The following is a 13,102-nucleotide window of genomic DNA, read 5'->3' as shown; positions in this document are numbered from 1 at the left end:
GAGTTAAAGTCCTGAAGACTGTGACATTTTTCGTAACTGAAATAAGCTAAAGGATGTGGTATTGTTTAAAAGCTGTTTTAGATTATGTTTAAGAAAACTTCTTTTTTAAGCTGCTGATAATTATCATGTAAAAAGAATCAATTTCCCCCAAATATTTGCAACGTGCTGTCCATACAGGTATAGTTAAAATGTAAACGATTTCATTTAAAAAGGGGGAAGGCAATTGAGAAATTGGTACGGAGTAAAATTGTCATTGCCGCAAACTGTTAGTTTATCATCTCAGGTAAGTGCTCAAAGCGGGGAAAGCCAATATGATAAAGACGGTGTTTTTTATGAAATCTATGTGAAATCTTTTTATGATTCTGATAGTAATGGCCATGGTGACTTAAAAGGGGTTATCAGTCAGCTTGATTACTTGAATGACGGCAATAGGAGCACCAGTAAAGACTTGCAAGTAAATGGAATGTGGCTGATGCCGATTAATACGTCACCAAGCTACCATAAATATGATGTGACAGATTACTATAATATAGATCCTGAATATGGAACGTTGGAAGATTTTCGTAACCTGACTAATGAAGCACATAAACGGGGCATGAAGGTAATTATGGATTTAGTTGTTAATCATACGAGCAGTGAGCATCCTTGGTTTAAGGAAGCCAGTCAAGATATAAACAGTAAATACCGTACTTATTATGTGTGGGCAGATGAACATGCCGATTTAAACGAAACAGGATCATGGGGTCAGCAAGTATGGTATAAAAACCCAAACGGAGAGGGCTATTACTATGGCACATTTTGGTCTGGCATGCCTGATTTGAATTTTAATCATCATGACGTTAGAGCAGAAATGATTAAAATTGGGCAGTATTGGCTCAGCCAAGGGGCCGACGGTTTCCGGCTGGATGCGGCGATGCATATCTATAAAGGGCAAACTGAAGATGGTGCAGCTAATAACCTCGAATGGTGGAAAGAATTCAGAGCTGTGATGCAGCAGAGTAAACCAGATGTGTATTTAGTCGGTGAAGTTTGGGATTTGCCAGAGGTAGTTGCACCGTACTATGAGGCATTAGATTCAGCCTTTAATTTCCATTTAGCAGATAAAATCATCCTTTCTGTTAAAAGCGGCACAGATCAAGGTATTACCGCAGCAGCACTTTCAACAGCAGCGCTTTACCACACTTATAATCCCACTATAATCGACGCCATTTTCTTATCCAATCATGATCAAAACCGTGTTATGAGCGAGCTGAATAGTGATGCTGCTAAAGCGAAGTCGGCTGCATCCATTCTGTTGACATTGCCTGGCAATCCATTTATCTATTATGGGGAAGAAATCGGTATGACAGGCGCAAAACCAGATGAGTTCATCCGTGAGCCATTCCGTTGGTTTGAAGGCGACGGGGAAGGCCAAACAAGCTGGCAAACACCAACCTACAATATTGGCGGAAATGGTATCTCTGTTGAAGCACAAGACAACGATCAAGCTTCCCTGTTAAACCACTATCGTAAAATGATCCGTGTTCGCCAAGGGTATGACGAGTTACTAAAAGGAAATTTAGAAGCGATGGAAGTCAATAATGCAAAAATAGTCGCCTATAAACGGACCCTCCACCAAACCATCCAGATTTATCATAATATTTCAAATGAGACAGTTGCAGTAACTATTGCCGGCAATGGAGAAGTAGTTTTTTCAAGTGAAGCGGGTGTAATAAAGAATGATTCGATGTTAACTATACCTGCTAATACTACTGTATTAGTAAAATAAATATCCAGTTAGATCCTGTTTAGGCAGGATCTTTTTTAGTGGGAAATTAAATGAGTGATTCAGGGGTCACTATTGTAAGGGTCTATGATATATTTACGTAAATGGAAGAGTGGTTTGTTAAAAGGTGAAATTTCAATAAACCTGTTATATAAAGGGTTGAATAATAGTGTCTAATTATAGTCACTATAATGTCAAAAATCTCTTAACTTTTATAGCAATGTACTCATAATGCATAAGTTTACAGCCATTTTCTTAAATGTGCGTCACTATGTTAAGACCCTATTATTCCTTTTAGGATTTATAGAGCATGTCAGATTAGGAATAGAAGGTATGCAATCCGAGCATTTTAAACATATATCTATATTTGATATGTTATAGTTATTAGAGAGATTTTTTACAAACATAGAATAAGTGAGGTTAAGATTTTGACAAAATTATTTTACAGTCTGTTTGCTGTGCTAATATTGCTTGCAGGATGCAGCGATAATAATTCAACTCCGAAAGAGGAGACAGAACAAACTGAAGACAAAGCTTCTCAGGAAGAAACACAAAAAGAAATAGTTAATTTCATTAATAATGATATTGCAAAGGTTTCTGCCTATGAAACAGAAGCAAATGACGAATTGGCAACTGTTTCTGGTGACAATTACAGTTCAGAGGATAAGCTATATTATGTGCTGACAAATAAAGTAATTCCTACATATGAAAAAGCTGTTAGTGAAGCAAAAAATATACAAGTGAATTCTTCAGAACTGGAACCATTGAAAAAGCAAATGGAAGATGCAACAAGCACTTACTACGAAGCTTTGCAGCTTGAAAAAGAAGCGCTGGAAAAGGATAATGAAGAACTGTTCGGGAAATCTAACGCAAAAGCACAAGAGTACTTGTTGATGTTGAAAGATTATCATGAAGATATGGCAAAACTAGCGAAAAAATATGATATTGATTATCAGCAAGGCGCTGAATAATTAATTAGGAGGTAAGCCGATGGTTTACCTCCTATATTTATGCCCTAAGATAAATCTGCTTTACTTGAATCATTTTCATAGCCATTCTGTTAAAATGGAGAAATTAAGTAGGAAATTTGCCAATAAATATTATAAAATTAATGATAAATTAGTATGTGAAAGAAAGTGGAGGGGTATCCATGAACGAATTGAATATCAATACAAATCCTGGTTTTTTCACAAGAATAAATGCTGCCATGTCAAAACTAAGGGATTCTGAGAAAAAGATTATAGAGTTTATTGAACAAAACCAAGATGAGATAATTCATCTTTCCATTACAGAAGTCGCTGAAAGAAGTGAAACAAGTGAATCTTCTGTTGTCCGTTTATGTAAACGCCTTGGTTATAAGGGGTTTCAAGACTTAAAAATAAACTTGGCAAAGGAAGTCATTGCCCCTGAAAAACAAATTCATGAAGTGATTGAAAAGGGCGATGACGTTGTCATGATTAAAAAGAAGGTATTCCAGTCAAATATTCAGGCACTTTATGATTCAATCGAGGTTTGCAGTGATGATGAATTAAGAAAAGCAGTGGACGCTATATCAAAAGCTCGCGTAATTGAACTATATGGAACGGGCGGCTCAGGGGCAGTCGCAGCGGATGCTCATCATAAACTGTTAAAGCTAGGTATAAAATCATTTACCTATAGCGATCCTGTCCTTCAGGCTATGTCAGCAAGTGTACTCACACCTGAAGATGTTGTTATCGCCATTTCACATACAGGCTCTAACACAGACGTTTTAGCGGCGGTGAAAATTGCAAAAGAAGCAGGAGCTGCCATCATATGTATTACGAATTCTTCAAAGTCTCCTATTACTAAAATTTCGGATATTGTGCTGCAAACAGCTTCTAAAGAGACCTTATTTCGAACAGATGCCATTTCATCAAGGATTGCTCAATTAACTATTATTGATATTTTAGTTGCTTCTGTTGCGAATCAGCAATATGAACTGTACTATAGCAACTTGCAGAAAACCCGAAAGTCCACTACTGATAAAAAGATGTAAGAGTGTACTTGAAAAAAATCTTCAAATTTTCTAAAAATATCTTGAAGGAAATTACCACCATGTGATATGATGATTGTGCAAAAGGAAATAACAGAAAATTCTATACAACTAGACCGTACTTCTTGTTTTTTGAAAATACAGCGTAGAAGGAGGGATTTACCAAGATTCTCTTATTGTCATGTGAGAAATAGAGGAATTGTTTCACACTATTGGTAAATTCCTTCTATTTTTTTGAATTTATTGTGAAGGAAATTTTCTTCATAAAGGAGAGAACAGAAAATGAAAGCAGCTGTATTTCATGGTCCTAATAATATGAAGCTGGAAGAAGTAACGAAGCCGGAAATTAGTGAAAACGAAGTGCTTGTAAGAGTAAATGCAAGTGCTGTATGTGGCACAGATATTCGTATATATGAAGGCAAAAAAACAAAGGGCGTTCGAACTCCGTCGGTGATTGGTCATGAGCTTGTCGGCACCATTGCAGAAGTCGGTGCAAAGGTAATGGAATTTAGTGTTGGTGACCGAGTGGGAATAATGCCAGTTATTCCGTGCAGGAAGTGTTACTACTGTTTAAATGGCAGGGAGAATGTTTGTGCAAATCGTACTGCGATTGGCTATGAATTTGACGGTGGTTTTGCAGAATATGTGAAAATTCCAAGTACAGCTCTTGAAGCTGGCAACCTGGTGAAGATTCCAGATAATTTGTCCTTTGAACAGGCAGTCATTGCAGAACCGCTTGCATGCTGCATGAACGGCCAACGAAAAGCAAATGTAAAAATGGGCGACGTTGTAGTAGTTATTGGCGGAGGACCTATTGGGCTGATGCATGTACAATTAGCCAAAATAGCAGGGGCGACTAAGGTGATATTGAGTGAACCAATTGATCATCGCCGTGCTAAAGCGGTTCTTGCAGGTGCCGATTATGCTGTGAACCCGGAGGAAGAATCACTTGAGGATATTGTTTTAAGTGAAACAGATGGTTTAGGGGCAGATGTAGTCATCATGGCAATAGGCATTCCTTTCTTAGTTAAAACGTCCGCCAATCTATTAAAAAAAGGCGGTACATTAAATCTGTTTGCTGGATTTACAAATGGCGTCTTGGCGGAGATTGATCCTAACATTATTCATTATAATGAGATTACCATTAATGGAACCTCTGCTTTAACAAGAGCTGATTATCATAAATCATTGTCTCTCATTGCATCAGGCAAAATCAATACGGCTGCTATTATCACAACAGGCTACACTCTTGAAAATATCGAACAGGCAATTTTAGATGTAAAGAATGGTAATCATATGAAAACAGTCATAACCCAATAACAAGTAGAAATAATATGAGAATAGGAGTGTTATTTATATGTCATTATTAGGTAAAGAAGTTCGTATGAATCGTCTATTAAATCAAAAGTCTGGAAAACTATTAGCTGTTGCAGTCGATCAAGCAATGGCACGGGGTATTTTTGAAGAGCTGATGCCAATTCAACGTAAATTAGATGAAATTGTAGCAGGTGAACCTGATGCCATTACGATGCATAAAGGCATTGCGGATATGTGTTACCGTCCTCATGCTGGCAAAACAGGCTTTATTTTGAAGTGCTCTACGTTCTCCCCTTGGCAGCCAAATTATGATGCATGGGTAACAGAAGTAGATGAAGCAGTGCGACTAGGCGCAGATGCAGTGTCGATGGGCTGTATTGTAGGCGGTGATGATCAGCCTGAACAATTACGCAATCTAGGTATCATTGCTGGTCAGGCTGCAGCTCACGGCTTGCCAATGATTGCACATATTTATCCAAGAGGAAACCAAATTCCTGAGAATGAAAAAAATGATTGGAAGAATGTAGCCTATGCAGTTCGTGCTGGCGCTGAGCTTGGTGTGGATATCGTGAAAACAAAGTATACCGGCAATCCAGAAACATTCGCTAAAGTGGTTGCTTCTACTCCAGGAAAGGTAGTTGTCGCAGGCGGAGAAAATGGAAATAATATTGATGACTATTTCCAAATGGTTTACGATGTTATCGATGCGGGCGGGGTAGGTATCACGTTTGGCAGAATGGTATGGAATAATCCTAATCCAACAGCGGTTGTGTCAGCGTTTAGAAATATTATTCATAATAAAGGAACTGTTAAAGAAACAATAGAACTTTATAATGAGTTAATGAATTCTCCATTGAGTGTATAGAGGGTGGTATAGTTATGTCTCATATCATTGGCATAGATATTGGCACTAGCGGGATAAAAGTTGGTGCTATGAATAAAAAGGGAGAATTAGGGTTTCTTGAGTATGAGCCCTATTCTCTTCTTTACCCTGCCATGGGCTGGATTGAAATTGATCTTGATGATATTTGGAGTAAAACGAAAACATTGCTGTTAAAGGTGTGGCAGCAAGTTGAGCTTGAAAACACAGGCAAAGTAGAAGCAATCTCTCTGTCTACTTTTTGTAATAGCTCGGTGTTTTTAAATGCAAAGGGCGAGCCCCTTTATCCAGGCATTATGTATTTAGATCAAAGAAGCACACAAGAAGCAGCTTGGATCAAAGACCAAGTCAGTGAGAAATCTCTGTTTGACATTACTAAAAATCGATTAGAACCTGGAATGTATACGCTTACAACTCATTTATGGTTTAAAAACAATTATCCAGAATTATATGCGCGCACCTACAAATGGGGGAATCTTTCTACCTTTATTCTGCACAAGCTGACAGGCAATTTTGTAATGGATTGGACGCAAAGTTCCTTTAGCGGGATGTATGATGTCAAAAACTATTGTTGGTCTCCTGAAATATATGAGGCGGTTGGTATAAACCCTAAGAAGCTTCCTGAGGTTGTTGATCCAAGTTCTATCGTTGGGGAATATGTGCATCCAGTAATTGCGTCCGTCCGCATACCTGTGATTGCCGGTGCAGCAGATACAGCATGCTCCACTGCCGCCCTCGGAATCGGTGTCAATGAAATGTTCGAATCTGTCGGGACTTCGAATGTTTTAACTGTTTGTACAGATAATCCTGAGCTGTTAGATAAGCGATTTTTAAATAGATGCCATGTTATAAAGAACCATTGGTTGTCTCATGGAGCCATGTCCTTTCCTGGTGCAGCTATACAATGGTTTTACGACCAATTTCTAAAGCCGGAAGGATACACGAAAGCTGAGTTAGAAGAATTGTGCAAACAATCAGCACCAGGAGCAGGCGGTGTCTTTTTTCTGCCTTATATGCAAGGAGAGCGAGCCCCGATTTGGGATCCTAATGCAAGAGGGGTCTTTGTCGGCATACATTTAAATACAACTAAAGCCGATATGTTTCGAGCTGTGTTAGAAGGCTGTTCTTTTGGTTTGAAACAAATTAATCAAATTATTGAATCAGACTATCAACTCCGCGTTAAAAGCTACCAATCTATCGGCGGCGGGGCAAAAAATCGGGAATGGGCCCAAATTAAAGCAACTGTACTAAACAAAAGCGTTCATATTAAAGATATTTCGGAGACAGGTGTATTAGGAACATGTATGATTGCTGGCACCGTAATAGGCTATTTTGATTCATTGGAGGAGGCGGTTGAAAAAATTCACAATAATACGATTTCCATAATAAAGCCAGACTTGAGTAAGCGAGTGCTTTATGAGCAGTTAAATAATGTGTTTCATCAAATTTACCCGTCTTTAAAAACATTTTTTGCATTAAGCAATCAAACACTTTCTAAAGCTGACAATGAGACAGAAGAGGATGAAGAGGTAATTATTTAGTATTTTTTGTAAACCCTTACAAAGAGAAAAATAGCAGTTTTTATGAGGAAAATACTATTTTTTATGATTGGGGGAAATGAAATGAGTTTACCTGAATCCAAGGTCAATCCAGGATTAGAAGGGAAGAGAAAGTCAGGATATCGTTGGTTAGTTCTTTCGCTTATTTTTGTGGTCTATATTGTTTGTTATGCTGATCGAACGAATATCGGTGTTGTGCTGCCATTTATTCAACAAGATTTTACGCTTAACAACTTTCAAACAGGGGCTATATCAAGTTTTTTCTTCCTAGGCTATGCCATTTCACAAATCCCGGCCGGTTTCCTACTCGGCAAAAAAGGAACTCGCGGAATAGTAGCTATTGCAGTTATTGCCTTTTCCTTAGTCACCTTTTTCCTTGGGATGGTTTCAAGTGCTGCACTTTTGATTTTACTTCGTTTACTTCTAGGTTTAGCAGAAGGTCCTGTTCCTGTCAGTATGTCAACCACCATTAACCACTGGTTTCCGGCTAAAGAAAAAGCTACCGCAACAGGAATTTATATTGCTTCTACACAGCTTGCCCCAATCTTTGTACCCATCATTGCTACAGCTATTGCCATGTCTTTCGGTTGGCGTTATGTTTTTTACTGGTTTGCTATCCCTGGATTTATAATTGCGATCATTTGGTATCTGGTTGTCAGAACAAAGCCTGAAGACAGTCCAAAGGTATCAAAAGAGGAGCTAGAATATATTCGCCAAGAAGAAGTGCCGACAGAGGCCGCAACGGAAAATAGATCACTAGGCTGGCTAGATAAAGCTATTCGTTACCAAAAAGTCGCTAAAATCAGCACATCTAAAGAAGTTTTTACGTCTTGGAATATTTGGGGTAATACATTAACTTATTTTTTAATGAACAGTGTATTATACGGCATGTTGACATGGGTACCTATGTATTTAGTCAACGCAAAAGGCTACTCCTTTATGAAAATGGGCTTTGTCGCGTCTACACCTGCAATCGGCGGTCTGTTAGGTGCTCTTTTAGGCGGAATTATTTCTGACAAAGTATTCTTAAAAAGACGTAAGCCAACCATGTTAATTACAGCCATCGCTACCGCATTGATGATGCTTGTCGTGATGAATATTCCAGATAACGCCATTCTTGTTTCCCTTAGCTTAGGGCTGGCAGGCTTCTTCCTTAATATTGGCTGGCCCGCATTTACTGCTTATCCGATGGGGTTAACAAATAGAAATACATTTCCTGTCGCGATTGCAACAGTAAACAGCGGCGGAAACCTAGGCGGATTCTTTTCCCCAATGATTGTTGGCGCAATCCTTGATGCAACTGGAAATTATAATATCGCCTTTGGATTCTTTGCGGTCATGCTAGTGCTTGGCTTCTTCATTATTACCACTTTAAAGGAACCAGCACTAGAAGGATAAATTCATAGTCATTTATAGGGCAGAGGAGTTTTCCCATGCCCTGTTTTATTGTAAGCTATAATTATTGAAATACTTTCCAGTTGAAAAGGTGGAGATTGTCTTGAAACAAACTGTATATATTACTAGAAAACTGCCAGAAGACATAATTAATACACTTTCCCTTCATTTTCATGTGAGAATGTGGGAAGAAGAGAATATCCCCGTGCCAAGGGATATTTTACTTAAGGAAGTAGAAGATATTGATGCTCTTATTTGTCTCTTAACAGATAAGATTGATGAAGAAGTCATCGGCAGAGCTCCACATCTAAAGATAATCAGCAATGTCGCAGTAGGCTACAATAATATCGATATAGCAGCAGCGGTAAAAAGGGGAATACAGGTTACGAATACACCTGGAGTGTTAACAGAAACAACTGCAGATTTAACATTTGCTTTGCTGATGGCGACAGCTAGAGGTGTGACAACTGCTTCTGAAGCTTTGCGTAACGGAAAGTGGGGCGCATGGTCTTTAATGGAATTTACCGGACAAGATATTTATAGTGCCACATTAGGGATTATCGGCTTAGGAAGAATTGGCGAAGCGCTTGTTAAAAGGGCAAAAGGCTTTGATATGAATGTGCTTTACTATAATCGTTCCCGAAAGCAAGACAAAGAACAGGAGCTTGATATTCACTATGCAGAATTAAACGATTTATTGCAGAAAGCCGATTATGTGTGTCTGATGATTCCATATAGTACTGAGGTGCATCATCTGATTGGCAAAGAGGAATTGTCCCTAATGAAGCCTACTGCCATTCTCATCAATACAGCGAGAGGCGGACTGGTCGATGAAGATGCTTTATATCAAGCTTTAAAGAATCGAGATATTTGGGCAGCTGGGTTAGACGTCTTTGAAATTGAACCAGTACCTGCTGATCACCACTTGTTATCCTTAAATAATGTGGTGACATTGCCTCATATTGGCAGTGCAAGCTACAAAACAAGAATGAGTATGGCTCAGCTTGCTGTCGAGAATGTTGTAAGCGTACTAGGTGGTGGTGAAGCCTTAACTCCTGTTCAAATGTAAATTCTGTGTACCTCCATTTATGAAATAAGTGGAGGTTTTTACGTGGAATTACTCCTTTAGTCTAGTATTAAATCTTTGACAAAAAAGAAAAACCACCAAGCAACAATCATTAAATGTACTGCTGTTACAGTGAGTGCCCATATAGAGCCCTCTTGGAAACCAATACCGATATACTCCCATTCATTCAATCCATCTCTGCGGCCTAATGCGAACAAAAAAGAAAGAAATGGTGTGATTAAAGTGACAATTGCAGTGAAAACAGATAGAGCCCTTTTTCGTTTACGCATTGCATTATAAAGAGCTGCAGCTAATGTCGCGATAATAAACAAATAATAGAATAACCAAACCCAATTAGGAAGAGTCTCGAACATCATAGTTCAATCTTCTTTCAGACGTTTCTCATCATAAACACTATATGCGTTATACGTAAAAAAGAAGCATATTAGATATGCTTCTAGCGTTATTATGATGGATACCATGAAAGCTTGCTATCACTGTCCAATGGAAGCGATTTTGTTTCAGCACTCAAGGAATCAAACCATTTGCTTGCAATCTCTTCCTTTGCCAGTTTTGCATTAGCATCATCTTCCCAAATGATATGGGAAAACCATGCTCCCGTCGCCGATTCGAATTGCAGTTCAGCAAAAGCAATCAAAGAATGTTCAGCCTGTGCGAAATTGCCATTAACTGCCGAGGCGACAGACGCTGCTTGCGGCATTAATTCATTCTTAATTTTATCCTTTATGTTAGCATCTTCAAGCTCATCCCACATTACTAATTTCCCATCGAGCTGATAGAAAATTTCAAAAGATGGTTGTGTTCTCATATCCACTAAAATAAAGGCACGTTCCACGGAATTGTTTGCTGCCTTAACAGTATTTACGATAATATTTTGCGCCATCTCCACCCAAAAATTGATGGCTTCCTCTTCAGGTGAGCCTAAGTAAAACTCTTCTTCAAGCTCTGTTGCAGCAGCTTCTCCTTTGTTAATGTCTTCGACTTTCTTAAAAAACCGATTAAAAAATCCCAACTTATACACTCCCATTCTAGTATAATCTTAATGCAATTATTATAGATTATTTTACAGTTCTAACCAAATGTTTCGTCGGTCATGGTATTGATTCCTCCCTTTTTCCTATTGAACCAATACTTTAATTAGTAACAATAAAGCTTAATGACGGCCTTATTCCCATAATTTTTTCAAGAGAGCTGGCAATCAAGCTTGCATATCGTTCTTCTAACCAATCACGTGCGAAGGTATTTGGACAAAATATGCGAACATATTGCGAATCTTTCATTTCAATCGTTGTGTCTTTGAGCCATGTATGAAAAGAGGGAGCAGATAATTTCCCTTTGATATCATTCAATGTTTTTTGCCAAATTTCTTGATTAGCAGGGGCATTGTATTCTTCGTTCTGATTTTCTTCCTGCGACAGACTATTATTCCTTTTCATAGTCTTCATTTCCTCTTTTAGCTTCAGATAAGTACTAAGGTCCTCTATATCAAAATCGATAAATGATTCAACTAAAACTCCAAACTCTTCATAAGATAGTTCAGAATACTTGAATAACACAAATGCCCCTTTAAAGTCTTCCTTTTGTAATGCCATCTCAATTCGCTGCTTATCAATTGGTTTGTATATATCCTTCATTGTTAAAGTATCCATTGTAGCCTCCTTAGATGGAAAGAGTGTAAAAAAATTATAAAATGACTTAGCAGCGAGCACAAATATAAATAGACCTAGCAAATCATAGAGGTAATTTGATATAGATAGAGGCAGAAATTAAGATTTAGCAAGGAAAGATAGTATTTTTTTAATGTAGAATTAAAAGGAAGTTTGGCACTCGAAGTGGTAAAAATATTGGACATTTGCATCAGCTGTCTTGCTAAAAAAATAGTGAAAAACACAGACCAAGTTGATGAGAAAGAGCATGACATTCGTCCATTTAGGATCAGATGGCTGAACAGCCTTGGTGCAATGGTGCTTTACGCTGCTCCTGCCTATGTTTTATCTTGCTAGACTACTAGTTTTATAGCAGGATATGTTGGTTGTCGTTGGCAGTAAAAAAACATTGTAATAAAAACAAGGAAATGCTGATCAGACATAGTGTTTGAGGGACTTTTTTATTAAATGGTACAAATAGTGTCTATAATAAGACACTATTTGTAAACTAGTTAAAATATGTCCTAAAGTTAGAGGGACTTTCCAATTATTTTTAAAGATAATTTTCCTTGCTGACACCATATTTTTTTTGCACAAATGAAAAAAACACGTATAATAATGTTAATTAATATTAGAAATGGAGTACACAAAATGGTCCAATCAATTAATACAAAAGTCGATTTAGTTAGTGATGCAACCTCACATATGGGGATTTCAGAATATGGAAAAATCATGATTGGCGACAAGGGATTTGAATTCTTTAACAGTCGTGATGCTCGGAAGTTTATTCAAATACCTTGGGATGAAGTTGATTTTGTTACGGCATCAGTTATGTTCAAAGGGAAATGGATTCCTCGTTATGCTGTTCAAACGAAACGAAATGGGAAGTATATATTTTCTTCTAAAGAGCCTAAAAAAGTTTTGCGCGCCATTCGCAATTACGTAGATCCAAGCCATATGGTCCAATCTTTAAGTTTCTTTGATGTTATTAAACGGGGTTTTAAGAGTAAAGTAAAAAAATAGTTTTGCCTACCATTTTGGCAGAAAAATTATATTACAGTGATTATGTTGTCTACAATTCCGTTTGAATAAACCAGCCAGAAGGGCTGGATGTATTCATGCTGCAAGTATACTTGGTGAGAATCGTTAAATTTTTTTAAAATCTTTCTTGTAAGCGTTATATTAGTGTGCTATAATTTCTTTGGAAGCTCAGTAAAGAGGCATCCAAATTTTTAACTATTAATTTAAAGCGTTTACATAAAACTGGATATTTATCATATTTTTTACGTGTTACTGATTCGATCAGGCATGAGTTAAAAGTATTGATTTTTTTGAGGATTAAGGGGCAATCTATACCTATATTCTCATTTAAAATCGACTTTTTACTCATGCCTTTTTTGTTATTTATATCGAAAATGTAACCGCTTTAAATGAGTTGA

At 37.7% G+C, this 13,102-nt stretch carries 13 protein-coding genes; 10 read left to right on the top strand and 3 right to left on the bottom strand.

What is annotated here, in order from left to right:
- Positions 1 to 223: 223 nt before the first annotated feature.
- The 8 genes from MKX82_RS25680 (at position 224) to MKX82_RS25645 (ending at position 9,999) form a co-directional block, all read left to right on the top strand.
- Complete coding sequence (locus tag MKX82_RS25680) at positions 224 to 1,768, top strand: alpha-amylase family glycosyl hydrolase (RefSeq protein ID WP_233315137.1); 1,545 nt, start codon at positions 224 to 226, stop codon at positions 1,766 to 1,768.
- Positions 1,769 to 2,193: 425 nt separating this feature from the next.
- Complete coding sequence (locus MKX82_RS25675; protein WP_341081105.1) at positions 2,194 to 2,736, top strand: hypothetical protein; 543 nt, start codon at positions 2,194 to 2,196, stop codon at positions 2,734 to 2,736.
- Between the two features lie 179 nt (positions 2,737 to 2,915).
- Complete coding sequence (locus tag MKX82_RS25670) at positions 2,916 to 3,782, top strand: MurR/RpiR family transcriptional regulator (protein WP_233315139.1); 867 nt, start codon at positions 2,916 to 2,918, stop codon at positions 3,780 to 3,782.
- A gap of 279 nt (positions 3,783 to 4,061) precedes the next feature.
- Positions 4,062 to 5,099, top strand: coding sequence for a zinc-dependent dehydrogenase (locus MKX82_RS25665; protein ID WP_233315140.1), 1,038 nt, complete (start codon positions 4,062 to 4,064; stop codon positions 5,097 to 5,099).
- Between the two features lie 37 nt (positions 5,100 to 5,136).
- Positions 5,137 to 5,961, top strand: coding sequence for a class I fructose-bisphosphate aldolase (locus MKX82_RS25660; protein ID WP_233315141.1), 825 nt, complete (start codon positions 5,137 to 5,139; stop codon positions 5,959 to 5,961).
- A 14-nt stretch (positions 5,962 to 5,975) separates the two neighbouring features.
- The gene (locus MKX82_RS25655) at positions 5,976 to 7,517 is read left to right on the top strand and encodes a xylulokinase (RefSeq protein ID WP_341081102.1); all 1,542 of its coding nucleotides are present in this window, start codon (positions 5,976 to 5,978) and stop codon (positions 7,515 to 7,517) included.
- An 81-nt stretch (positions 7,518 to 7,598) separates the two neighbouring features.
- Positions 7,599 to 8,933 carry an MFS transporter gene (locus MKX82_RS25650; protein WP_233315143.1) on the top strand — a complete coding sequence of 445 codons (1,335 nt, stop codon included), beginning with the start codon at positions 7,599 to 7,601 and terminating at the stop codon, positions 8,931 to 8,933.
- 100 nt (positions 8,934 to 9,033) lie between these two features.
- Positions 9,034 to 9,999, top strand: a complete 966-nt coding sequence (locus tag MKX82_RS25645) for a 2-hydroxyacid dehydrogenase (RefSeq protein WP_233315144.1) — start codon at positions 9,034 to 9,036, stop codon at positions 9,997 to 9,999.
- A 56-nt stretch (positions 10,000 to 10,055) separates the two neighbouring features.
- Here the strand turns inward: MKX82_RS25645 and MKX82_RS25640 are convergent, their stop codons facing one another.
- The 3 genes from MKX82_RS25640 to MKX82_RS25630 form a co-directional block, all read right to left on the bottom strand.
- The gene (locus MKX82_RS25640) at positions 10,056 to 10,373 is read right to left on the bottom strand and encodes a hypothetical protein (RefSeq protein WP_341081101.1); all 318 of its coding nucleotides are present in this window, start codon (positions 10,371 to 10,373) and stop codon (positions 10,056 to 10,058) included.
- Positions 10,374 to 10,462: 89 nt separating this feature from the next.
- Complete coding sequence (locus MKX82_RS25635; RefSeq protein WP_341081099.1) at positions 10,463 to 11,029, bottom strand: hypothetical protein; 567 nt, start codon at positions 11,027 to 11,029, stop codon at positions 10,463 to 10,465.
- 121 nt (positions 11,030 to 11,150) lie between these two features.
- On the bottom strand, positions 11,151 to 11,666 hold the full coding sequence (locus MKX82_RS25630) for a DnaA N-terminal domain-containing protein (RefSeq protein ID WP_341081096.1): 516 nt from the start codon (positions 11,664 to 11,666) through the stop codon (positions 11,151 to 11,153).
- A 171-nt stretch (positions 11,667 to 11,837) separates the two neighbouring features.
- Here MKX82_RS25630 and MKX82_RS25625 point away from each other — a divergent pair, with 171 nt between their 5' ends.
- Both MKX82_RS25625 and MKX82_RS25620 read left to right on the top strand, forming a co-directional pair.
- Positions 11,838 to 12,020: a hypothetical protein gene (locus tag MKX82_RS25625; protein ID WP_341081094.1), complete on the top strand. Its 183-nt coding sequence runs from the start codon at positions 11,838 to 11,840 to the stop codon at positions 12,018 to 12,020.
- A 294-nt stretch (positions 12,021 to 12,314) separates the two neighbouring features.
- Positions 12,315 to 12,686: a DUF956 family protein gene (locus MKX82_RS25620; protein WP_233315146.1), complete on the top strand. Its 372-nt coding sequence runs from the start codon at positions 12,315 to 12,317 to the stop codon at positions 12,684 to 12,686.
- Positions 12,687 to 13,102: the final 416 nt, after the last annotated feature.

Origin of the sequence: Niallia sp. FSL R7-0271, assembly GCF_038005785.1 — a bacterium.
Classification (GTDB): Bacteria; Bacillota; Bacilli; order Bacillales; family Cytobacillaceae; genus Niallia.
The sequence above is the reverse complement of the archived record's forward strand: the minus strand, read 5'-3'. Positions and strand labels throughout refer to the sequence as shown.

Bases quoted from the DNA above. Each gene is read 5' to 3' on its own strand.
- MKX82_RS25670 (WP_233315139.1), top strand. From the start codon at position 2,916: ATGAACGAATTGAATATCAATACAAATCCTGGTTTTTTCACAAGAATA.
- MKX82_RS25665 (WP_233315140.1), top strand. From the start codon at position 4,062: ATGAAAGCAGCTGTATTTCATGGTCCTAATAATATGAAGCTGGAAGAA.
- MKX82_RS25660 (WP_233315141.1), top strand. From the start codon at position 5,137: ATGTCATTATTAGGTAAAGAAGTTCGTATGAATCGTCTATTAAATCAA.
- MKX82_RS25655 (WP_341081102.1), top strand. From the start codon at position 5,976: ATGTCTCATATCATTGGCATAGATATTGGCACTAGCGGGATAAAAGTT.
- MKX82_RS25650 (WP_233315143.1), top strand. From the start codon at position 7,599: ATGAGTTTACCTGAATCCAAGGTCAATCCAGGATTAGAAGGGAAGAGA.
- MKX82_RS25640 (WP_341081101.1), bottom strand. From the start codon at position 10,373: ATGATGTTCGAGACTCTTCCTAATTGGGTTTGGTTATTCTATTATTTG.
- MKX82_RS25630 (WP_341081096.1), bottom strand. From the start codon at position 11,666: ATGGATACTTTAACAATGAAGGATATATACAAACCAATTGATAAGCAG.
- MKX82_RS25620 (WP_233315146.1), top strand. From the start codon at position 12,315: ATGGTCCAATCAATTAATACAAAAGTCGATTTAGTTAGTGATGCAACC.